The sequence below is a fragment of the Actinophytocola oryzae genome, assembly GCF_004364325.1.
Lineage (GTDB): Bacteria > Actinomycetota > Actinomycetes > Mycobacteriales > Pseudonocardiaceae > Actinophytocola > Actinophytocola oryzae.
Map to the genome: position 1 here is coordinate 58,286 of NZ_SOCP01000030.1, position 20,154 is coordinate 78,439.

Below are 20,154 nucleotides of genomic sequence, written 5' to 3' on the forward strand. Positions count from 1 at the left end.
GTCACCGGACGACGTCGACGAAGACGCGATGTGGGTGCACGTTCGGCGGCAGCTCCGGACCGTGGACCGCACGCTGGCGTTCGCTCTCCCAAAGGCTCTCCCCAAGGGCAACAAGACCCGGACCGTACCGCTCTCGCCGGGTGTGCTCGCCGAGATCAAGGATCACCTGACCAGCCATCCGCCCACGACGGTCACGCTGCCGTGGCGCAAGTCGACCGGAGACCCGGTGACCGTCCGCCTACTCGCGACCGGGGAGGACGGCCGGCGCTACACCGGGGATCTGTTCACTAAGACGGTCTGAGAAGGCGCGTTCCGCGCGGCCAAGCTCACCCGCGCGAAGCAGGTCGACGGCATGCACGCGCTTCGCCACTTCTACGCCTCGACCCTGCTCGCACAGGGCGTGTCGATCAAGGAACTGGCCACCTACCTCGGGCACGCGGACCCCGGCTTCACGCTGCGCGTGTACACGCACTTAGTGCCATCAAGCCACCAGCGCAGAAGGTTGGCAGTGGACACCGTGTTTGGCAACTACCGAAACGACGAAGTCGGCGATCTACCGAGCGACCATTTGAGCGCCGATACACAAGGTGCACCTCCTAATGTTCCAACCTGGGACGCTGCTAACGTCAATACCCATGAGCATCGACCTTGGGACCGTTCCAGCTTGGATTAGCTCTCTTGCCCTCCCTCTCGCACTAATCATATTCATCCGCGATCGCGGAAACACCGAACGGTCACAAGTGGATCTGATTGGCGCTTGGACTTCTCCAAGATATGAATTCCGCGCACCCGACGATCCGTCAGAAGACTTTATGATCGAAGTTGATGTGTCTGTTAGAAACTCATCCCAGCTCCCAGTAGAGCTGGTGCAACTAGGCTGCAAAGTAGCGACAGCGTGGCTAGTACCAGATTGGCAGCAAATCCCCACTGGCCAAGGTCCGAATATTTGGGGTCCGACACCAGGAACGACCACGAGTAAGTTCTTTGTCGAAAAAATTACTTTACCGCCTGGTGACACTCGCGACATCAGCGCAAAGATTGACGTCCGAAATCATGCCCCCAAAGATGCGAAACAACTAACATTTCCGCACGGCATACATGCGTCGATTGAATGGATACTGGTTCACGACAATGCGGGCAGACGATGGGAACTGCTCCCCAGCAAAGGACGTCGAGCAAAACGCATTCGTTGGTACAGTCGCCGCAAGGAATATCAAGATCCAGCTTTTCGAGGCGTCCCGCCACGCTGGCTTCCATTCGGCGCAAGGATACTTCGCCAAGGCTGACCTAGTGGACCCTCTACCGGTAGATCGTCTCTCGTTCACAAGTACGGCTACAGGACTGACGTGGCCGTCTTCATGCCGTGGAGGCCTGGCGACAGCGACGGCCTGGAGGCGGCCTGATCATGAAAAGACCGCAGGCCGCCATCCGTCCAAGATCATTGATCTAGCCCCTGAGCAGGGCGCGAGCCATGACCATGCGTTGGATCTGGTTGGTGCCCTCGTAGATCTGGGTGATCTTGGCGTCGCGCATCATGCGTTCTACTGGGAAGTCCTTTGTGTAGCCCGCGCCGCCGAACAGTTGGACTGCGTCCGTGGTTACTTCCATGGCCGTGTCCGATGCGAAGGTCTTCGCCGCGGAGGCCATGAAGCCTGCTCGCTTGTCGCCGCGTTCTGTTGCTGCTGCTGAGGCGTAGACCAGGTGGCGGGCGGCTTCGATCTTCATGCCCATATCTGCCAGCATGAACTGGACGCCCTGGAAGTCGGCGATGCTCTTGCCGAACTGTTTGCGGTCCTTCACGTAGTCGATCGACCCGTCCAGTGCGCCCTGCGCTATGCCCAGGGCCTGCGCACCGATCGTCGGCCTCGTGTGGTCCAGTGTGCGTAGCGCTGTTTTCAGGCCCGTGCCCGGCTCGCCGATGATTCTGTCCGCTGGGATCTCACAGTTCTCGAAGTAGATCTCGCGGGTTGGGCTGCCCTTGATGCCCAGCTTGCGTTCCTTCGGGCCTACGGAGAAGCCCTTGTCGTCCTTGTGCACCACGAACGCCGAAATGCCATTCGCCTTCTTCTCCGCGGTCGGGTCCGTCACCGCCATTACCGTGTACCACGTCGACTCGCCCGCGTTCGTGATCCAGCACTTCGTGCCGTTCAGGATCCACGTGTCGCCGTCCCGCACTGCCCTGCAGCGCATCGACGCCGTGTCCGAGCCTGCTTCTCGCTCCGACAGCGCGTACGAGGCCGAGGCTTCTCCGGACGCCAGTGTGGGCAGGACCAGTTTCTTCAGGTCGTTCGACGCCGACAGGATGATCGGCTGCGTGCCCAGTTTGTTGACCGCCGGGATCAGGGACGCCGACGCGTCCACGCGGGCCACCTCTTCGATGACTATGCACGCCGCCACCGCGTCCGCGCCCTGGCCGTCGTACTCCTCCGGGATGTGGACGGCGTTGAAGCCGGCCTTCGCCAGGGCGTCGCGGGCCTCCGCGGGGTAGCGCTCCTGCTCGTCGACCTCTGCGGCGTACGGTGCGATCTCCTTCTCCGCGAGTGCTCGCACGGCCTCTCGTAGCGCCTCGTGCTCCTCGCTCAGCTCGTACACCGCACGCACCTCCTGAACTGCCGGTCGACAACTCGATGTTAGCGCTCGTTAGCGTTTTCGGGAGTGTTGAGTCCGGCACGCAGGCGGGCGTCCTTCTCCAGCACCAGCTGTTCCAGATCCGCCGCGAAGGCGGACAGGCGGTCGCGGAGCTTCTCGTCCGCCATCGCCAGCATTCGGACGGCCAGCAGGCCCGCGTTGCGCGCGCCGCCCACCGACACCGTCGCCACCGGGATGCCTGCCGGCATCTGGACGATCGACAGCAGCGAGTCCATGCCGTCCAGGTACTTGAGCGGCACCGGCACGCCGATCACCGGCAGGGTTGTGGCGGACGCCACCATGCCGGGCAGGTGTGCGGCTCCGCCGGCACCCGCGATGATCACGCGCAGGCCCCGGTCGGCCGCCGTGCCCGCGTACTCGAGCATCCGTCGCGGGGTGCGGTGCGCGGAGACCACGCTCACCTCGTGGGGCACGTCGAACTCGGCGAGTGCCTCGGCCGCGGCCTTCATGACCGGCCAGTCCGAGTCGCTCCCCATGATCACGCCGACTGTCGGCGTCATATGTCAGCTCCCACCGTGGATGTCGTATCCGTCACGCCACTCGGCGTGCGACAGCCAGTGCGCGGCCAGCTTGGCCCGTTCGCGTACGTCGGCCATCGTCGGGCCGAGCATCGTCACGTGGCCGATCTTGCGGCCTGGGCGCTCCTGCTTGCCGTAGTAGTGCACATGCGCGTCACGGAACCTGGCCAGCAGGTGGTGCAGGCGCTCGTCCGGGCTCATCGACGGCGGCTCGGAGGCGCCGAGCACGTTGGCCATCACCACCGCCGGGGCCACCACGTCCGTCGCACCCAGCGGGTAGTCGAGGACCGCGCGCAGGTGCTGCTCGAACTGGGACGTGCGGGCACCCTCGATGGTCCAGTGGCCCGAGTTGTGCGGGCGCATCGCCAGCTCGTTGATCACCAGGCCGTGCTCGGTGTCGAACAGCTCGACCGCCAGCACGCCGACCACGTCCAGCTCCGACGCGATCCGCAGCGCCAGCTCGTGGGCGACCTCGGCGTCCTCCGGTGTCATGTCCGGCGCGGGTGCCAGTACCTCCACGCAGATGCCGTTGGACTGGACGGTCTCCACCACCGGCCACACGCCGCCCTGCCCGAACGGGGACCTGGCCACGAGTGCGGCCAGCTCCCTGCGCATGGCGACGCGTTCCTCCACGAGCAGGGGCGTGCCCCACTCGAGCAGGCGCGGCACGAGCTCGCCCGCGCTGTCCGCCCCGTTGAGCATCCAGACACCACGGCCGTCGTAGCCGCCGCGCGCCGCCTTCAGCACGCACGGCCAGCCGTGTTCCTCCGCGAACACGACCACGTCGTCGACGCTCTCGACCTGCGCGAAGGGCGGGATCGGCAGGCCGAGCTCCGCGAGCTTGCGACGCATGACCAGCTTGTCCTGGGCGTGCAGGAGCGCGTCGGGACCGGGACGCACGTTGACGCCCTGGTCGACGAGCTTCCGCAGGTGTTCGCCCGGTACGTGCTCGTGGTCGAACGTGAGCACGTCACAGCCCTTGGCGAACGCCGCGAGCGCGTCGAGGTCGGTGTGCGAGCCGAGCGTGATGTTCGGCGACACGAGCGCGGCCGGGTCGTCTGGCGACACGGCGAGCACGTGCAGGGACTGGCCGAGCGCGATCGCGGCCTGGTGGGTCATGCGGGCGAGCTGCCCGCCGCCAACCATGCCGACCGTCGGCAAGCCGGTACGAGTGTCCACGCAGGTCAACTTACCGACGACGCATCCTGGTCAGTACCAGGACGCCCGCGACGAGCGGGACCAGCAGGTACGCGCTGCCGAGCAGCACCTCCGGCGGCGTCCACTCCAGCTCGGGCTTCTCGCCAGCCAGCCGGTTGGGGTCGGAGGTCCGCATGATGAGCAGCACACAGCTGGCGAAGACCAGCACGACCGCGCCGATCCCCGACAGGTCGCGAACTCGCGCCCAGCCCTCGGGTAATCGGTCTGGCAGGCGCGACAGCAGCAGGACGACCAACGGCACGACCCAGACGTAGTGGTGCGACCAGCTGACCGGGCTGAGCAGGACCCCGAAGAACGCCGTGACCAGCAGCGCGGTGAGCGGCTGCCCGGCCAGGTGGTACCGGCGCACGAGGAACACGGCGGGCACGGCGAGCAGCAGCCCCACGGCGATCGCCGCGCCGAGCGCCCACGGCGCGAGGTCGGTGAGGCGCAGCATGAGGCCGTTGAGCGACTGGTTGCCCGCCCAGAAGGTGGGCCCGGTGCGCTCGGGGTTGGTGACCGCGACGCTCCAGAACTGCCGGAAGTCGTGCGGGATGATCACGAAGATCAGCGCCTGCAGGACCGCGAACGTCACCACGGCCCGGACGGCGTCCGCCCTGCGCCCGACGAGCCACAGGTGCGGCACGAAGATCAGCGGCGTGAGCTTGACCGCCGCGGCGACCCCGACGAGCACGCCGCCGAGGTACCTGGACCGGCCGAGGACGAGGACGTCGACGACCACGAGCGCCATCAGGATGAGGTTGATCTGCCCGAGGAACAGCGTCCGCCAGACCGGCTCCAGCCCGAGCGCGAGCACCGTGACGATCACGGTGGTACGCGCGGGTGTCATCCACGTCGGGCGGGTGGGCAGGCTCTGGATGGCGGTCCGCACGACGAGGGCGAGTGCGAGGACGGAGAGCGCGCCGAGAACGCCCCAGGAGATCTGGGTGGCGAACAGGGCGAGCGGGACGAAGAGAAGGGCGCCGGTCGGCGGGTAGGTGAAGGGCAGGCGGGCCCACGGGGGCTCTGAGCTGAGGAAGTCGCTGTCGTAGAGGGGCTCGCCGGTGAGCAGGGCGATGGCCCCGGACCGGTAGACCGCGCTGTCGACGCCCAGCCGCCAGTCGATGACCCAGCACACGATCCCGCCCACCAGGACGGCCACCGGCACGGCCAGGAGCGCCGCCACTATTGCTGGGCGCGCGAACAGCCGCCGCAGCGACTCACGGAGCCAGGGCTGGGCGGGAGGGACGACAGGGGCGACCACACGCACGCGAAGAGCAAACCACGCCACACCGACAGTCCCGGAACCGGTGCGGAGCGCGTCCGGGACAGCGGGTGAGAGGTATTCCGAGTCGCGGTTTCGTGCATCCCTCGCGAGCGCACGAAACCGCGACTCGTCCTGGCCTGCTGCGGGTGACCCGCGCTGTGTGCGGGATGTTCACGCGGGTCCGGGAGTTGCACCAGGACAGGGGTCTTCAGGCCCTGCCGATCGACTGCAGCAGGTCGCGGGCCTCCTCCTGCGTCGCGGGAAGGCGTTCCAGGCGGAGGACAGGGCGGCCGGTCGGCGCCAGCTGGGGGTCGACCTTCAGACGTTCGGTGATCAGCCAGCCAGCGCTCAGCGCGCGGTCGCCGAAGTCCTGGCCGCGTTCCGACAGCACCGCCGCCACGGAGGGGCCCAGCAGGGCGATGCTCTCGCCGCCGTCGAAGACCTCGCGGAGGGCGTCCGCCACCAGGACCATCGCCATCAGCCTCGGCCAGCCGCTGACCGAGGACAGGTCGAGGGTCACCACGAGCAGCGCGTGGGTCTGTGTCGCCGACATGTTCATCCGGGCCGCCTGCCGGTACACCTCGCCGACGCGGGTGCGCAGGTAGGCCTGCGTGGTCATGTTGGTCAGGTTGTCCGTGGCCTCGGCGCTGCGCAGGTCGCCGCAGGACGCGTCGGCCCAGGCCAGGGCCGCCGCACGCACGAGCCGCGTCGGCGGTGCGTCCGGGTCCGTCGCGATCAGGCCGTCGTGGACGTCCGTGGTGAGGACGGCGTGCAGTGCGGCCAGGTCCGTCAGCGTCTCGTCGAGGCCCGCTCCCGCCTGGGCACGGGCCCGGCCGAGTCCCGCCAGCTCACCGGTCATGTCGCCGCGGCGGATCGCGGACATGCACACCGCGTCGACCTCGGGCACGCCCCAGTCGCTGGGGAAGCGCCAACCGGCCGCGATGCTCGCCGTGCGCCACCGGGACCGGAGCACACGAAGCTCGTGACCGGCACCGCCCGCGTCGCCACGGGGGCGCGGATCAGCTTCACGCACCGTCACTGTCGTCTGTCCCTCCGGCGATTGCGTTCGAATGTGAAACGCGCGCCGGATGTAACCGTGACGCCATTCGAGCGAATTCTCTCTTCTCGGCGTGCCCCGTCGGGGCATTCCGGTGAGCGGATGGTGCCTGTGTCGCGACGATCCGTCACACTGGGCGCGGGAGTACGTCTGAAGGGGGCCGGCAGCGAATGCCGAGGTCTCCGGGGGCAGATGCGCGAGTGCGAGGGAGGATCGTGGCCACTGTTCGGGCCGACGTCGATGGGCCGAATGACGCCGAGCTGATCGAAGCCGTCCGCAAGGGCACGGTCTCCGCCTACGGGAGCCTGTACGAGCGGCACGTCGCCTCGGCGTACAACCTCGCCCGCCAGCTGGCCCGTTCACCCGCAGAGGCCGACGACCTCGTCTCGGAGGCCTTCGCCAAGGTTTTGGACACTCTCCGTGGCGGACGCGGGCCAGATTCAGCCTTTCGTGCGTACCTACTGACCGCCCTGCGCCATACCGCGTACGACCGGACCCGCCGCGAGCGGAAGGTCGAGCTCTCCGACGACGTCTCGACGGTCTCCGGGGTGTCCATGGCCGCGGTCAGCGAGGAGTTCGACGACCCGGCCGTCGCCGGACTGGAGCGGTCGCTCGCCGCGCAAGCGTTTGCGCGACTGCCGGAACGCTGGCAGGCCGTCCTCTGGCACACCGAGGTCGAGGGACAGTCGCCTGCCGAGGTCGGGCCGATCCTCGGCCTGACGGCCAACGGCGTGTCCGCGCTCGCCTACCGTGCCCGCGAGGGTCTACGGCAGGCCTACCTGCAGGTCCACCTCGCCGAGACGAGCGACCGGCACTGCCGCGCGGCCGCCGACAAGCTCGGCGCGTGGACGAGGGGCGGTCTGGCGAAGCGGGAGAAGGCCCAGGTCGAGGCGCACCTCGACACGTGTGAGCGCTGCCGCGCGCTGGCCGGTGAGCTGGCCGACGTCAACGGCGCGATGCGTACGTTCGTCGCCCCCGTCGTGCTGGGGGCCGCGGCCGTCGGCTACCTGGCCTCGGCCGGTGCGGCGCCGACCGCGGCGACCATCGCCGGTGGTGTGGCGGGCGGCGTGGCAGGTTCCGCCGCAGGAGCCGCCGCGGCCGCACCACGCCAGTTCCTCGGCCTGGCGGCGTCGGGCATGGCGCTGGCCGCCGCGGTCGTCGTCGGACTCACGGCCGGTGGCGCGCCGCCCGAGATCCCCGCAGCCGCGCCGACGCCGACCCAGCAGCAGCAACCGCCGAGTCCGGTCGCGCCGCCGGCCCCGCCGCAGGAGCCGCCCAGGGAGCCCGCGCCGCAGGAGCCGCCCGCGACCCAGCAGCCGGAGGAGCCCGCGCCGCAGACGCAGGCCCCGCCCGCGCAGACTCCACCGCCGGAGACTCCTCCTCCGGCCGCGGCGACGCCGGTCATGCTCCACGCGAGCGGGCCGAACACGCCGTTGTCGCTGGTCGCGGGTGGCCCGCCCGGGGACCTGCCGGTGACCGTCCGGAACTCGGGAGGCACCACGTCCGAGCCGGTCACGGCGGCGCTGAGCCTGCCGCCGGGGGTGGTCGCCCTGCCGGTCGACGGGCTCGCCGCTCCCCGGCTGCTGTCACTCGACGGTGCGAGGGCGGACACGGTCAACTGCCCGGGGGGCGCCGTCAGCGTCGCCTGTTCGAGTGAGGCCGGTCTCGCGCCAGGCGAGAGCGTGACGTTGCTGTTCCGGTTGCTGGCGTTGGACGGCGCCCTGGGTGGGCCGATCACCGGCACCGTGTCGGCAGGCTCGGCCATGCGGGTCAGCCTCACCGTTCAGGTGAACGTGTCGCCGCCGGAGGTGACGGACGGCGTCCAGGTCAGGGCCGACGCCGACTGGACGGGGTTGTTCGGGCAGTGGGTTCGCCCGGTGGTGAACGCGACGGTCACCAACTCGGGTACCAGCTCACGACCGGTGACGGTGGTGCTCGACCGGCCCGCGAGGAAGCTGTGGTCGTCGCAGCAGCTCACGTGCACGACCGGCGACACCACGACGTGTGTCACCACGGCGGAGCTCGCGCCGGGCGAGAGCCTCGACATCGAGTGGGAGGTCGCCGTCGACTGGTGGTTGGGACGGTCACCGAACCGGGGTCAGGTCCACATCACGGCGACACTCGGCAAGGCGACGGACAGCACGACGGTCACGCTCTGGGAGTCCCTGTGGCCGACGAAGCCGGACCCGACGACCCCCGAGCCGACGCCGAGCACGCCGCCGAGCGCCCCTCCCGAGAAGCCGTCCGTGCCGCCGTCGGACACCGCCACCACCGAGCCGGTGGAGCCGCCGCCGTCGCGGTCGCCGGAGCCGCCCGTGACCACGACCACACCGCCGAGGACACAGGAGCCGGGACCGTCGTCACCACCTCCCACAACGACGACACCGCCGCCCAGTTCGGAGCCGCCGACGGGTGTGCTCGGCGGCCTGTTCGGGTGGCTGCTGGGCGGCTGACGGTCGGGCGGTCACGGCGCGTGGCTACACTCGGGCGCCATGACCTTGCTCTACCGCGTACTGGCACGGCTGCCGAAGCCGGTGCGGGACAAGCTCGTCAAGCACAAGGAACTGCTGAAGTTCGCGGTCGTCGGGATTGTCTGTTTCGTCGTGACCAACGTCGTGAACTACGGCCTGAAGTTCACGATCCTCAACGACAACCCCGTTACAGCGCTGGCCATCGCGGTCATCATCGCCACGATCGTGTCGTACGTGCTGAACCGGGAGTGGTCGTTCCGCACGCGCGGTGGACGCGAGCGGCAGCACGAGGCCGCGTTGTTCTTCTTGATCAGTGGTATCGGTGTGGCACTCAACTCCGCGCCGCTGTTCCTGTCACGCTACGTGTTCATGCTCGAGGTGCCTCACGTCACCCTCCTCGCGCAGGAGATCGCGGACTTCGCGAGCGGCATCATCCTCGGCACCCTGCTCGCGATGGTCTTCCGCTGGTGGGCGTTCCGCAAATGGGTGTTCCCACAGTCGGACGCCCGACCACGCGTCGTGCGCGTCGGCAGGCGCGGCGCCCGTTTGGTCCGGTTGGGCGAGGACGACGAAGCCGCATAATCCCACGTGACGACGTCGCGCTCCGTAGACTGCGCTCGTGACCGTCGTCGAGTCGGTGCTGTCATGGGTGCCGGAGCCGTTGCGGAAGGTGCTGATCAGGCACCGTGAGCTGCTCAAGTTCGCCATCGTGGGCGGCACGACGTTCGTCATCGACAACGGCATCTGGTACCTGCTGAAGCTGACGGTGCTGGAGGAGAAGCCGGTCACCGCCAAGATCATCGCGATCATCGTGGCCACGATCGTGTCGTACGTGCTCAACCGGGAGTGGTCGTTCCGCACCAGGGGCGGCCGCGAACGACACCACGAGGCCGCGCTGTTCTTCCTGTTCAGCGGCATCGGCGTGGCGCTGAACTCGCTGCCCCTCTACGTGTCGCGGTACTGGCTGAACCTGGAGGAGCCGCACGTGTCGCGGCTCGTCCAGGAGGTCGCCGACTTCACGAGCGGCTCGATCATCGGCATGCTGCTGGCGATGTTCTTCCGCTACTGGGCCTTCAAGCGCTGGGTCTTCCCCGACGAACTCGGGCAGAAGCGCAGCAGAGGCCGCTCACTCGCCCCGGTGGACGACCCGGCGGAGGAGCTGGGACACGCCTAGCGCGGCGAGCGTTCCGCGGGCCAGCGGACACCCTGGACGTCACCCGCTCGGGGGACCGGCAGGAACACCGTGAACGTCGCGGGCCGCTTCACCGACAGCTCCAGGCGGCCGCCGTCCGAGTCGATCAGCGCTCGTGCCAGTGCCAGGCCGAGGCCCGTCGAGCCGCCACCGGAGACGCCCCGTTCGAAGACGTGTTCGGCCAGCTCGTCCGGGACACCGGGACCCATGTCGGCCACCTCGATGACCACCGTCTCGCCGCCGCTCGCCGCGACACCCTCGCGGGCCGCCAGGGTCACCGTGCCGCTGCCGTGCCGGAGCGCGTTGTCCAGCAGGACGCCGATCACCTCGCGCAAGCGGCCGGGTGACACCTTCGCGTACAGACCCGCCTCGATCCTCACCTTCAGCGAACGGCCCACCGCCCGCAGCGGCGCCCGCCACTCGTCGGCGATGCCAGGCAGCTCGGCGGCCAGGTCGACCGGCATCGCGCCTGCCGATCTCGCCTCGCGGGCAGCGGCCATCAGGTCGTCGAGGACGTCCGCGAGGCGTTCCGCCTGCTCCAGCGCTGCCTGGGCCTCGCTGGCCACCTCCTTGTCCGGGACGACCGTCAGCTCCTCGATGCGCAGCTGCAGCGAGGTCAGGCGGCTGCGCAGCTGGTGGGAGACGTCGCCGACCAGCTCCCGCTCACGCTGCACCAGCTGTGCCAGTGCCGTGGCCGAGGCGTCCAGGGCCTCCGCCACCGAGTCCAGCTCCTCCACGTCGTAACGGGTCCGGTCCAGGCGGAAGTCACCCGCCCCCAGCCTCGACGCGCGGTCCGCGACGTGGCGAAGCGGGCGCGCCAGGCGGCGGGCCGTCACCGTGGCCACCGCGGTGCCACCGCCGATCGCCGCGATGACCACCAGGACCACCAGCAGGGCGACCTGCGTCTGGGTGGTGCGCATCGGGCCCGCGTCGATGGACAGGCGCACCGTGCCGTGCTGGACGATCGGGACCTCCTCGGTCACCGTCTCGCCCTGCAGGTTGGCACCGAACTCGAACCGCTCCTCGGAGTCGGGCAGCGTCACCAGCAGGTGACCGCCCGTCGGGACGCCCAGCTCCACCTGCTCCAGGTCGATGTCGCGGTCGTTGGCCACCTCGTCGTCCAGGGTCGCGGCGATCTGGCGGGCTCTCGCGCCAAGCTCCTCCCTGGTCAGGCTCTCGACGACCGCGGTGGCGGAGAAGCCGAGCGGGATGCCCAGGGCGCACGCGGTCACCGTGACGGCCATCAGGATGGCCAGGAGGATGCGACGGCGCACGTCTAGTCCGGTTCTCAGTCCGTGTTGAAGCGGAAGCCGACCCCGCGGACGGTCGCGATGCGGGAGCCGCCCTGGCCGACCTTGCGGCGCAGCCACGACATGTGCATGTCCAGCGTCTTGCTCGTGCGCAGCTCGGGCCCGCCCCACACCTCGTCCAGGATCTCCTCGCGGGTGACCACCTGGCCCGCCCGTTGGATGAGCACGCGGAGCAGCTCGAACTCCTTGTTCGCGAGCGTGACCTCGTCGCCGTCGACGATGACCTGGCGCGCGGCCAGGTCCATCTTCACGCCGTTGACCTCGATGGTGCCCGGCGCCTGGCGGCGGAGGAGCGCACGGATGCGCGCGAGCAGCTCCGCCAGGCGGAACGGCTTGGCGACGTAGTCGTCCGCGCCCGCGTCCAGGCCGACGACGAAGTCGACCTCGTCCGCGCGGGCGGTCAGCATCAGAACGGGGATGCCCCGGCCGGCCGCACGCAGGCGCCTGCACACGTCCAGCCCGTCGATCCCCGGCAGGCCGAGGTCGAGGACGAGCAGGTCGACACCGCCGCCGTTGGCGGTCTCGAAGGCACGGTGTCCGTCGGCGACCACCTGGACCTCGTAGCCCTCGCGGTTCAAGGCACGGGACAGCGGGTCGGCTATCGCCGCGTCGTCCTCGGCCAGCAGCACCACACTCACACCGTCAGACTATGCCTCGCGGGCGGTGAGATCAGCTCGGACGGTCCGAGGGGTGTTTGCGGGGTAGGCCCTGGTCCAGGCCGGAAACGACGTTTTGGCCCCCTTGGGTATTCACATCAAGTCCTCAGCTTGCCGGTTCGGACGCGGCCCGCCGACGTCCTCATGGCAGCATCGCCGCATGCATGATGCCGACCTCGCCGTCGCCCTGCGGCTCGCCGACGCCGCCGACGAGATCACCATGAGCCGGTTCCTGGCCGCTGACCTGGTCGTCGACCGCAAGCCGGACCGGTCGCCGGTGACCGACGCCGACACCGCCGTCGAGGACACGGTGCGCGAGATCCTGGCCGAGCTGCGGCCGGAGGACGACGTACTCGGCGAGGAGCGGGGCGGCTCGGTCGGCGACGGGCGGACGTGGGTGGTCGACCCGATCGACGGCACCAAGAACTTCCTCCGGGGGAACCCCGTGTGGGCGACACTGATCGCGCTGGTCGACGGCGGCGTGCCGGTGGTGGGGGTGGTCAGCTCGCCCGCGATGCCACGACGGTGGTGTGCGTCGGCGGGTGGCGGCGCCTGGCTCGGGGAGCGGCGGCTGCGGGTGTCCGGGATCGCGTCCCTCGAGGACGCCTACCTGTCGACCACCGACCTGGGTTCGTGGTCGACGTACCACTCGCGGGAGGCGTACCTGGGGCTCGTGGACGCCTGCTGGGAGACGCGGGCGTTCGGGGACTTCTGGCAGCACGTGCTCGTCGCGGAGGGGTCGCTCGACCTGGCGGCGGAGCCGATCGCCAACGCGTGGGACCTGGCGGCCGTGCAGGTCGTGGTGACCGAGGCCGGCGGGCGGTTCACCGACCTGTCCGGGCGGCCCGGGTTCGACTTCGGCAGCGCGCTCGCGTCGAACGGGTTGGTGCACGACGCGGCGCTGTCGGTGCTTCAGGCGGGGGTCAGCGCGCCACGGACGACCTGAGCCCAGGTGAGGCGGCCGAAGAGGTAGTGGCAGGCGACCTGCTCGTTGGTGAAGCGGGCCCAGTCGTAGCGGTTGCCCTGCTCGCGCCAGAAGACCTCCCAGGCGAAGTTGCCGTCCTCGTCGGGGATGTCGTCGCGGACGAGGCACCAGGCGTTGTCGGCCTCCGCACCGACCGACACGACCTCGGCGGGCACGCCGACGGCCGCCAGCCACTCGATGATGGACTCGGCGTTCATGCGATCTCCTCCAGGTACCCGAGGGCGACCAGTTCGGCTGCCGAGTGGGTCGTGCGGTAGCGGACGCCGCCACCGGGCTGGCCGAACCACGCCGCCGAGACGGCGCGCCACACGGGGAGCGGGTTGGTGACCCGGTAGCGGTAGTAGCCGGTGTCCTTGTGGGCCGGCGGTAGGGAGCGCTGCGGGAAGGGGGTGCCGTCCTCGGCGAAGACGCGGCCCAGTGGGCTGCCGAAGCGGTCGATGACGGTGCCCGGTTCGAGGACCTCGGGTTCGCCTTCCGCGCTGCCGCCCTCGGGGTACTGCTCGCTGGTCGGCCAGTTGTGCTCGAGGCCTTCCGGGCTGATGCCGTGGGCGGTGACGCTGCCGAGGCGGACGAGGTAGCGGCGGTCCCAGTCGCGTTCGTTGGTGTTGCCAAGGGGGTCGTGGGTCTCGAGGAGGGCCGCGACCTTGGGGTGGTCCGCCGTCAGGCCGACGCTCGGGGTGACGGGGGTGGTCCCGGCTTTCAGCTCGGCGAGGCGTGGGGCCGTGTCGACCAGGTCGAACTGGGGGTGATCGGCCGGTTCGAAACGCAGGCCCGCGGCGTAGTCGAGTTCCTCGGGGGGTGGTGGGAGCTGGCGGGCGGGGCGGTAGGAGGCGACGGGGAGGTGGCCGATCGGGAACATGTGGATCCAGAAGGCGGCCAGGACCTCGTTGCGTTCGCCTCGTGCGGGGGGTGGGGCGCCGGGTGGGCCTGCCAGTTGCCTGCGTGGGGGTGGCGGGTCCTGGGGGCGGTCGGCGGGGAGCTGCGTGGCCGGGGCGAAGTGGGTTGGGCGGGGTGGGGCGGTGCCGATTACCGGTGGGGAGGCGGGGGCGGGTGTCGCTGTGAAGGGCGGAGGGCCGGCTGGTGCTGGGGGGCCGCCGAATGTCGGTGCGGGCTGGTTCAGTGGTGGTGGGGCGGCTGGGGGGAGGTTGACGGGTGCTACCGAGGCCGCCGCGGGGGTGCCTGCGAAGCCTGCCTGGACGGTCTGGCCCGTTGGTGGGGTGGGGGCGTCGTGGCCTGGGAAGTCGTGGGCCGGGACGGGGCCGGTGATCTCCGGGTCGGCCGGTGGCAGGGCGGGGTTGGGGCCGCTGTGGGAGTCGGGACCTGCGCCGGGGAGGTTGGCCGGGCCGTGGTCGCTGGGGAGGCTGCCGACGGTATCGGTGGCGTGGTTGACGACGCCCGGAAGGTGGTCGGCCGTGTCCGCGACGGTGCCGGTGGTGTTGTGGAGGAGATCGGCGGCGTTGCCCACACCGGGCACCTGGCCACCCGTGGCCTGGTCGACGATCCCAGGCACCGCGTTGGTGGCGTGGTGAAGGAGATCAGCCGGACCATCCCCGCCAGGCACCTGGCCAACCGGACCGGCCACCGCACCCGTGGTGTGGTCGACGGTCCCAGCCACTGTGCTCGTGGCGCGATGAAGGAGGTCGGCTGGGCCACCCGTGCCGGGCAACTGGCCGACCGGGCCGGCGCCCGTGGTGTGATCCATCGTGCCGGTGACCGTGCTCGCGGCGTGTGGGAGGACGTCGGTGGCGCCGGTGGTGATGCCCGGCAGCAAGGGGGCCGCCGCAAAGCCGTGCGTGCCCAGTGTCTGGTGGGCTGTGTCCGCCAGAGTCTGGGAGGCGTTCACCGCATCTGCCGCCACCCCCGGCGGCAGGTGGTGCCCGGGATTGGCGTTGACCGGGTTCTGGACCGAGGCGATGTCCACGCCCGACGCCGGGCGTACCGCCGTGACCAGCTGGTTCTCGATGTGGGCCAGGTTCGCCGCGGTGCCGTTGACCGCCGTGTTCAGGCCTGCCAGGGCGGTCGGGTGACCAGCCATCGCCGCGGCGTGGGCGGCGTCCTGGTTCTGTGCCAGGCCGACCAGGTTGCGGACGATCTCCACCTTCGCCGCGCCGATCTGGTTTGCCGCGTGTTCCAGGCGGTCGGCTGCCGCGTTGGCGTCCTTCACGACCGAGGTCAGGTGGCCGGAGTCCGGTTCCACGAAGGACTTCCACTCCGTCGACGCCGCTGTCGCCGTCTCGCCGGACATGGTGGACAGGGCACCGTCGGCTGTGGTGTCGGCGTCCGTTGCCAGGGTGGACATGCTCGTCGCCGTGTCGCGCCAGGCCTGGGCCTGCTCGGCCATGGCCTCCTCGTCGGCCTCCGGCCAGGCCACGCCCGTCTGGGCGGCGACCTCCGCCAGCTCCGGCGGCAGCTCGATGCCCATCTACTGCTCCGCGGCCTTCACGTGCTCGGTCGCCGAGTCCTCGCCCGCGCGGTAGGTGTTGGCGGTATCGGTCAGGCGGGTGCTCACCGTGGTCAGCCTGCCGGGCAGGCCCGACAGGCGGGTCAGTGCGTCGTCGGCGGGGCCGGTGTGGACGGACGCGAAGCTCTGGCCCACCGCGTCGCCGCCCCAGCACGCCCCGCCCGTGGACAGCGCGTCCGCCAGGGTCTGGTGGATCTTCGTCAGCCTGCCCGACAGGGGCTCGAACTGGGTCGCTCTGGTGGCCAGCGTCTCCGCGTCGACCTCGTAACCGTCTGCCTCGTAAGCGTCAGCGTGCATCGCGTGTGCTCCCCGACTGCATCCAGGTCCTGTCCTCGAACGTCTCCTCCGGTTCGACAGCGGGCGGCGGGGCCAGCTCCGCGGCCGACAGGTCCGCCGTCCCCCGCAGGAGGGCGTCCGGGTCGGTGTCCGAGGGGAGTACGGGAGCGAGTACCTCGCCAGCCACACGCGTAACCTTCGCCGTCGCGTCCGCGGTAGTGCGGACGATCAGCGCCGCCAGCTCAGCAGGGCGCAGCGCGCGGTACGCGGCCTCGGCGATCTCCAGCCCCAGCAGGGCACCCGACGACGACACCGTCACGGCGACCAGGCCGTCATCGCTGGTCATCGTCTCGCGGACCGCCGCGAGGCGGCGCTGCACGGCCCCCAGCTGTTCCCTGCTCCGCCGGTAGCCCGCGATCAGGTCCTCGACCTGGGCTCTGTGCTCAGCCACCACGGCCACCTCCGCTGGGGACGGCATTGGTCCCGCGTTGGACGCGCGGTCCGATCCCTCGGTTCCAGTGAGATTCTCTACAGCCCGGCCCGGATCGCGGACCACACCGCGCGGGCCAACGGGCCACCGACGGGTGAACGTGGCCCGCCGAAGGGCTCCGCCTCGCCGACCGGCGGGCACAGCAGCGCCACGGCGTCCGTCGGGGTGCCGGTGCCCGCGATGCCGGACTCGAGCAGGGCCTGGGCCTTCGCCTCCGCGACCGTCGCCACCGCGTTCACGAGTGCCGCGGGCGACAGGCGGCGGGGCAGCCAGCAGACGGTGTTGATCGTGCCTGCCTTCTCGGACACCGCGGCCGGACCGGCGGCCCACGTCGGGTAGCCGCCGATCCCGGTGGTCACCGACACGTGCACGCCCTCGTCGGCGCGGTGCACGACCTCGCGGACGTCGACCGCCGTGAGCAGGCCGATGCCCTCGCCCGTCAACCCGAGGGAGGAGGCGATCTCGGCGAGGTGCCGGTCGGGGTCGAGGCGCGTGTAGCCGTACTCGACCGTGGCGTTCAGGACCCAGTGCCGCTCACCGAGACCGCCGCCGAGCACCGAGGAGGACACCGCCAGCCACGGGGAGGACAGCCGCCACACCAGGACCGGTCTGCCGTCGACCTCCGCCAGCTCGGGTGTCACAGCTCGCGCCGCACCAGTGCGCGGCGGGTGCCGCGTCGCTCGAGCAGCTCGAAGCCCGAGGACAGGAACGTCGTGAGCGTGCCGTGGTAGAGGTCGCCGGACGCACGTTTCTCGCCCTCGGTGTCCACCGGGTGGCCCTCGACCGCACGGGCGCCTCGCTCTCGGGCGTAGTCGACGGCCGCGTCGAGCAGCAACCTGGTCAGACCTCGGCGACGGGCGTTCCTGTGCACGAAGAAGCAGGTCACCGACCACGTCTCCGGGCCAGCGTCGGATCGGGTGATCCGCGACGTCGCCAGGCGCGGGTAGGCCGGGCGGGGTGCGACGGCGACCCAGCCGAGCGGCTCGCCGTCCTCGATCGCCAGCAGGCCAAGCGGGGCCTTCTCGTCCACCCGTGCGTGGAGGAAGTCCCTGTTGCCCTCACCCCAGCCCGCGTCGGCCTCCGCGCGGGGGCGCAGGTACCAGCAGCACCAGCAGCCGCCGACGGTCTTGTTGGCGCTGAACAACTTCTCCAGTGACGGCCACGTGTCGGCGGTCAGCTCGACGATCTCCACGGTCAGCCCCGCAGTGCGCGCACCACGCGGGACGGGCTGGGGCGGCCGAGCCGCTCGGCCATCCACGCGCTCGTGTCGGCGAGGGAGTCCAGGTCGACGCCGGTCGAGACGCCGAGGCCGTCGAGCAACCACACGAGGTCCTCGGTGGCGAGGTTGCCGGTGGCGGACTCCGCGTAGGGGCAGCCGCCGAGGCCGCCCGCCGACGAGTCCACTGTGGTCACACCGTGCCGCAGCGCCTCGAGCGTGTTGGTGAGGGCCTGGCCGTAGGTGTCGTGGAAGTGCACGGCCAGGTGGTCCACCGACGTGCCCGCCTCGGCGAAAGCCCCGAGCAGGGCCGAGACCTGGCCCGCGGTGGCGACGCCGATCGTGTCGCCGAGCGACAGCTGGGAGATCCCCATGTCGAGCAGGCGCCTGCCGACGGACACGACCGCGGCCGGGTCGACGGCGCCCTCCCACGGGTCGCCGAAGGACATGGAGACGTAGCCGCGGACGTCGAGGCCCTCGGCGACCGCACGTGTGACGACCGGCTCGAACATGGTCAGCTGCGAGTCGCGGGTTCGGTTGAGGTTGCGGTTGGCGAAGGTCTCCGTGGCACTCGCGAAGATCGCGATGTGCCTGATCCCGGCCGCGAGCGCCCGGTCCAGACCGCGTTCGTTCGGCACCAGGACCGGATACGCGACACCGTCGCGTGTGGACAGTCGGGCCAGCAGGTCCTCGGCGTCGGCCAGCTGGGGAACCCACTTCGGGTGAACGAAGCTGGTGGCCTCGATCGTCGTGAGGCCGGCGTCGGCGAGCCGGTCGATGAACTCCAGCTTCACGTCGACCGGTACGACCGTGTCCTCGTTCTGCAGGCCGTCACGCGGCCCGACCTCCCAGATCGTCACTCGATCCGGGAGGCCGGGAGCGGTTGCCGTGACCGGCAGGCCGAGTTCGCGCACCGTCACCGGCGTCGCTGGTCGCCCTGCTGCGGGTACGGCTGCGTCTGGTCGTAGCCACCCTGGGGCTGCTGGATGTAGTCGTCGTGCGGGTTGTCGTTGATCTCGCGGTAGAGGAGCGTGTGCACCTTCTCGACCGTCGGGATGTCGTCGAACTCCAGCGGCTCCTGCGCGGACGACTCGATGATCAGCGTGCCGCAGCCGAAGATCCGGTCGATGAGGCCGTGCTCGAACCGGACGCTGCTGATGCTGGCGAGCGGGATGGTGATGCCGGTCGTCTTGACCACACCCTCCTTCGCCATCACCCGGTCGGTGGTCACCACGAAGTGTGTGGTGCGCCAGCGAACGAACGGGATGAAGAACAGCCAGATCAGGACGATCAGCGCGACCGCCCCGATGGCGATGAAGCCGACCATGCTCCACGACTCGTCCTTGACGAGGATCGCCAGCCAGATGCCAACCCCCAGCGTCACGAGCAGGACGATGTAGGGGACGAGCAGCATCTTCCAGTGCGAATGCTTGTGGATGATGACGCTTTCGCCCGCACTGAGCAGGTCATCTGGGTAAGCCACGGCGTCCTCCCGGGTAAAACGCCTGTCAATCGTGTCGCGACAACCGTACCGGCGTAGGCCGCCTCCGCGGGGGCTGACCCGCGAAGACGTCTCAGTCCGCCCTGAGGTGCACGACGTCGCCCGCCGTCACCGACGTCCTGGTGCCGTCGTCGAGCTCGATCACCAGCCGGCCGTCCTCGTCGACGTCCACCGCCTCGCCGCTGACGGACTCGCCGCCGGGAAGCTCGGCGCGGACACTTCGGCCGAGGGTGCCGCATGCCTCTCGGTAACCAGCCAGGACACCCGATCGGGCGATGTCGCCGTCGTTCAGCCGCCAGGAGGCCTCGAACTCGGCGAAGGCGCGCAGGAAGCTCGCGGCGATCTCCGTGCGGTCGACGTTCTTCGCGCCCGCGTCGGCGAACGACCCGGCGGGGAGGCCGCCGACACCCGGTTCGGCGTCGTCGGGCAGCGAGGTGACGTTCAGGCCGACGCCGACGACGGTCGCCTGGTCCTGCGCGACCTCGGACAGCACCCCGGCGGCCTTGGCGCGGCCCTCGCCGACGAGCAGGTCGTTCGGCCACTTGAGGGACGCCTCGATGCCCGCGGTCTCGCGGGCGGCGTGCATGAGGGCGAGGCCCGCGACCATGGCGAGCGTGCCGAGGCGGTCGGCGGGCACGGTGGTCGGGCGGATGAGCACCGACAGGTAGACGCCCGACCCCGGGGGCGACGACCACGTGCGTGACCTTCTGCCCCGGCCCTCGGTCTGCTCCTCGGCGACGAGCACCGTCCGGTCGACGGCACCGTCACGGGCCGCGGCCATCAGGTCGGCGTTGGTGGACCCGGTCGAGTCCACCACGTCCAGTGCCGCGTAGGGACCGTTGGGCGTGACGAGCTGCTCACGGAGGACCAGCACGTCCAGTTTGTTGTCGGTCACAGGAGGAACTTAC

Annotated in this window: 23 protein-coding genes; 7 read left to right on the plus strand and 16 right to left on the minus strand. The window is 70.2% G+C overall.

Going from position 1 to position 20,154, the window contains the following annotated elements:
- Positions 1 to 28 precede the first annotated feature (28 nt).
- Genes CLV71_RS49945 through CLV71_RS45135 form a run of 3 tightly spaced genes read left to right on the plus strand, consistent with a single transcriptional unit; the run spans position 29 to position 1,286 of the window.
- Positions 29 to 301, plus strand: coding sequence for a hypothetical protein (locus tag CLV71_RS49945; protein ID WP_243867453.1), 273 nt, complete (start codon positions 29 to 31; stop codon positions 299 to 301).
- A gap of 51 nt (positions 302 to 352) precedes the next feature.
- Positions 353 to 673 carry a tyrosine-type recombinase/integrase gene (locus tag CLV71_RS49950; RefSeq protein ID WP_243867454.1) on the plus strand — a complete coding sequence of 107 codons (321 nt, stop codon included), beginning with the start codon at positions 353 to 355 and terminating at the stop codon, positions 671 to 673.
- Positions 636 to 1,286: a hypothetical protein gene (locus CLV71_RS45135; RefSeq protein WP_133909129.1), complete on the plus strand. Its 651-nt coding sequence runs from the start codon at positions 636 to 638 to the stop codon at positions 1,284 to 1,286. Before CLV71_RS49950 ends, CLV71_RS45135 begins: the two co-directional genes overlap by 38 nt.
- Before the next feature lie 160 nt (positions 1,287 to 1,446).
- Here CLV71_RS45135 and CLV71_RS45140 read toward each other — a convergent pair whose 3' ends face one another.
- The 5 genes from CLV71_RS45140 to CLV71_RS45160 form a co-directional block, all read right to left on the minus strand.
- A complete protein-coding gene (locus CLV71_RS45140) occupies positions 1,447 to 2,592 on the minus strand; it encodes an acyl-CoA dehydrogenase family protein (protein ID WP_133909130.1) in 1,146 nt (381 codons plus the stop codon).
- Positions 2,593 to 2,630: 38 nt separating this feature from the next.
- A complete protein-coding gene (gene purE / locus CLV71_RS45145) occupies positions 2,631 to 3,149 on the minus strand; it encodes a 5-(carboxyamino)imidazole ribonucleotide mutase (RefSeq protein WP_133909131.1) in 519 nt (172 codons plus the stop codon).
- 3 nt (positions 3,150 to 3,152) lie between these two features.
- On the minus strand, positions 3,153 to 4,346 hold the full coding sequence (locus tag CLV71_RS45150) for a 5-(carboxyamino)imidazole ribonucleotide synthase (protein ID WP_133909132.1): 1,194 nt from the start codon (positions 4,344 to 4,346) through the stop codon (positions 3,153 to 3,155).
- A gap of 10 nt (positions 4,347 to 4,356) precedes the next feature.
- The gene (locus CLV71_RS45155) at positions 4,357 to 5,628 is read right to left on the minus strand and encodes a glycosyltransferase 87 family protein (RefSeq protein WP_424923964.1); all 1,272 of its coding nucleotides are present in this window, start codon (positions 5,626 to 5,628) and stop codon (positions 4,357 to 4,359) included.
- 211 nt (positions 5,629 to 5,839) lie between these two features.
- Positions 5,840 to 6,664 carry a GGDEF domain-containing protein gene (locus CLV71_RS45160; RefSeq protein WP_208298051.1) on the minus strand — a complete coding sequence of 275 codons (825 nt, stop codon included), beginning with the start codon at positions 6,662 to 6,664 and terminating at the stop codon, positions 5,840 to 5,842.
- A 239-nt stretch (positions 6,665 to 6,903) separates the two neighbouring features.
- Between CLV71_RS45160 and CLV71_RS45165 the strand changes: the two genes are divergently transcribed.
- Genes CLV71_RS45165 through CLV71_RS45175 form a run of 3 tightly spaced genes read left to right on the plus strand, consistent with a single transcriptional unit; the run spans position 6,904 to position 10,333 of the window.
- The gene (locus tag CLV71_RS45165; RefSeq protein WP_208298052.1) at positions 6,904 to 9,141 is read left to right on the plus strand and encodes a sigma-70 family RNA polymerase sigma factor; all 2,238 of its coding nucleotides are present in this window, start codon (positions 6,904 to 6,906) and stop codon (positions 9,139 to 9,141) included.
- 39 nt (positions 9,142 to 9,180) lie between these two features.
- Complete coding sequence (locus CLV71_RS45170) at positions 9,181 to 9,741, plus strand: GtrA family protein (protein ID WP_133909135.1); 561 nt, start codon at positions 9,181 to 9,183, stop codon at positions 9,739 to 9,741.
- A gap of 37 nt (positions 9,742 to 9,778) precedes the next feature.
- Positions 9,779 to 10,333, plus strand: a complete 555-nt coding sequence (locus CLV71_RS45175; RefSeq protein WP_133909136.1) for a GtrA family protein — start codon at positions 9,779 to 9,781, stop codon at positions 10,331 to 10,333.
- Here CLV71_RS45175 and CLV71_RS45180 read toward each other — a convergent pair.
- Entirely contained in the window at positions 10,330 to 11,625 is a 1,296-nt protein-coding gene (locus CLV71_RS45180) for a sensor histidine kinase (protein WP_133909137.1), read from the minus strand. The two genes, CLV71_RS45175 and CLV71_RS45180, sit on opposite strands and share 4 nt — an antisense overlap.
- 14 nt (positions 11,626 to 11,639) lie before the next feature.
- Positions 11,640 to 12,299, minus strand: a complete 660-nt coding sequence (locus CLV71_RS45185) for a response regulator transcription factor (protein ID WP_133909138.1) — start codon at positions 12,297 to 12,299, stop codon at positions 11,640 to 11,642.
- 178 nt (positions 12,300 to 12,477) lie between these two features.
- Between CLV71_RS45185 and hisN the strand changes: the two genes are divergently transcribed.
- The gene (hisN, locus tag CLV71_RS45190) at positions 12,478 to 13,263 is read left to right on the plus strand and encodes a histidinol-phosphatase (protein WP_133909139.1); all 786 of its coding nucleotides are present in this window, start codon (positions 12,478 to 12,480) and stop codon (positions 13,261 to 13,263) included.
- On the opposite strand, the gene CLV71_RS45195 is transcribed toward hisN, so the two are convergent.
- From CLV71_RS45195 to CLV71_RS45235, 9 genes are all read right to left on the minus strand, one after another.
- Positions 13,230 to 13,499: a hypothetical protein gene (locus CLV71_RS45195; RefSeq protein ID WP_133909140.1), complete on the minus strand. Its 270-nt coding sequence runs from the start codon at positions 13,497 to 13,499 to the stop codon at positions 13,230 to 13,232. The two genes, hisN and CLV71_RS45195, sit on opposite strands and share 34 nt — an antisense overlap.
- Entirely contained in the window at positions 13,496 to 15,724 is a 2,229-nt protein-coding gene (locus CLV71_RS50350) for a TNT domain-containing protein (protein ID WP_133909141.1), read from the minus strand. Before CLV71_RS50350 ends, CLV71_RS45195 begins: the two co-directional genes overlap by 4 nt.
- Positions 15,725 to 16,060 carry a WXG100 family type VII secretion target gene (locus CLV71_RS45205; protein WP_133909142.1) on the minus strand — a complete coding sequence of 112 codons (336 nt, stop codon included), beginning with the start codon at positions 16,058 to 16,060 and terminating at the stop codon, positions 15,725 to 15,727.
- Positions 16,050 to 16,490, minus strand: coding sequence for a YbaB/EbfC family nucleoid-associated protein (locus CLV71_RS45210; RefSeq protein WP_243867455.1), 441 nt, complete (start codon positions 16,488 to 16,490; stop codon positions 16,050 to 16,052). Before CLV71_RS45210 ends, CLV71_RS45205 begins: the two co-directional genes overlap by 11 nt.
- Before the next feature lie 77 nt (positions 16,491 to 16,567).
- Positions 16,568 to 17,170 (minus strand): adenosylcobinamide amidohydrolase, encoded by a 603-nt coding sequence (locus CLV71_RS45215; RefSeq protein WP_133909144.1) that lies wholly within the window; start codon positions 17,168 to 17,170, stop codon positions 16,568 to 16,570.
- Positions 17,167 to 17,721: a GNAT family N-acetyltransferase gene (locus tag CLV71_RS45220; RefSeq protein ID WP_243867456.1), complete on the minus strand. Its 555-nt coding sequence runs from the start codon at positions 17,719 to 17,721 to the stop codon at positions 17,167 to 17,169. Before CLV71_RS45220 ends, CLV71_RS45215 begins: the two co-directional genes overlap by 4 nt.
- A 2-nt stretch (positions 17,722 to 17,723) precedes the next feature.
- The gene (locus tag CLV71_RS45225; RefSeq protein ID WP_133909145.1) at positions 17,724 to 18,665 is read right to left on the minus strand and encodes a hydroxymethylglutaryl-CoA lyase; all 942 of its coding nucleotides are present in this window, start codon (positions 18,663 to 18,665) and stop codon (positions 17,724 to 17,726) included.
- Positions 18,662 to 19,228 carry a PH domain-containing protein gene (locus CLV71_RS45230; protein ID WP_133909146.1) on the minus strand — a complete coding sequence of 189 codons (567 nt, stop codon included), beginning with the start codon at positions 19,226 to 19,228 and terminating at the stop codon, positions 18,662 to 18,664. Before CLV71_RS45230 ends, CLV71_RS45225 begins: the two co-directional genes overlap by 4 nt.
- 91 nt (positions 19,229 to 19,319) lie before the next feature.
- Positions 19,320 to 20,141: a biotin--[acetyl-CoA-carboxylase] ligase gene (locus CLV71_RS45235; RefSeq protein ID WP_133909147.1), complete on the minus strand. Its 822-nt coding sequence runs from the start codon at positions 20,139 to 20,141 to the stop codon at positions 19,320 to 19,322.
- Positions 20,142 to 20,154 lie beyond the last annotated feature (13 nt).

Coding starts and splice junctions, on each gene's coding strand:
- CLV71_RS49950 (WP_243867454.1), top strand. CDS start 353: ATGCACGCGCTTCGCCACTTCTACGCCTCGACCCTGCTCGCACAGGGC.
- CLV71_RS45135 (WP_133909129.1), top strand. CDS start 636: ATGAGCATCGACCTTGGGACCGTTCCAGCTTGGATTAGCTCTCTTGCC.
- CLV71_RS50350 (WP_133909141.1), bottom strand. CDS start 15,724: ATGGGCATCGAGCTGCCGCCGGAGCTGGCGGAGGTCGCCGCCCAGACG.
- CLV71_RS49945 (WP_243867453.1), top strand. CDS start 29: ATGTGGGTGCACGTTCGGCGGCAGCTCCGGACCGTGGACCGCACGCTG.
- CLV71_RS45205 (WP_133909142.1), bottom strand. CDS start 16,060: ATGCACGCTGACGCTTACGAGGCAGACGGTTACGAGGTCGACGCGGAG.
- CLV71_RS45170 (WP_133909135.1), top strand. CDS start 9,181: ATGACCTTGCTCTACCGCGTACTGGCACGGCTGCCGAAGCCGGTGCGG.
- CLV71_RS45195 (WP_133909140.1), bottom strand. CDS start 13,499: ATGAACGCCGAGTCCATCATCGAGTGGCTGGCGGCCGTCGGCGTGCCC.
- purE (WP_133909131.1), bottom strand. CDS start 3,149: ATGACGCCGACAGTCGGCGTGATCATGGGGAGCGACTCGGACTGGCCG.
- hisN (WP_133909139.1), top strand. CDS start 12,478: ATGCATGATGCCGACCTCGCCGTCGCCCTGCGGCTCGCCGACGCCGCC.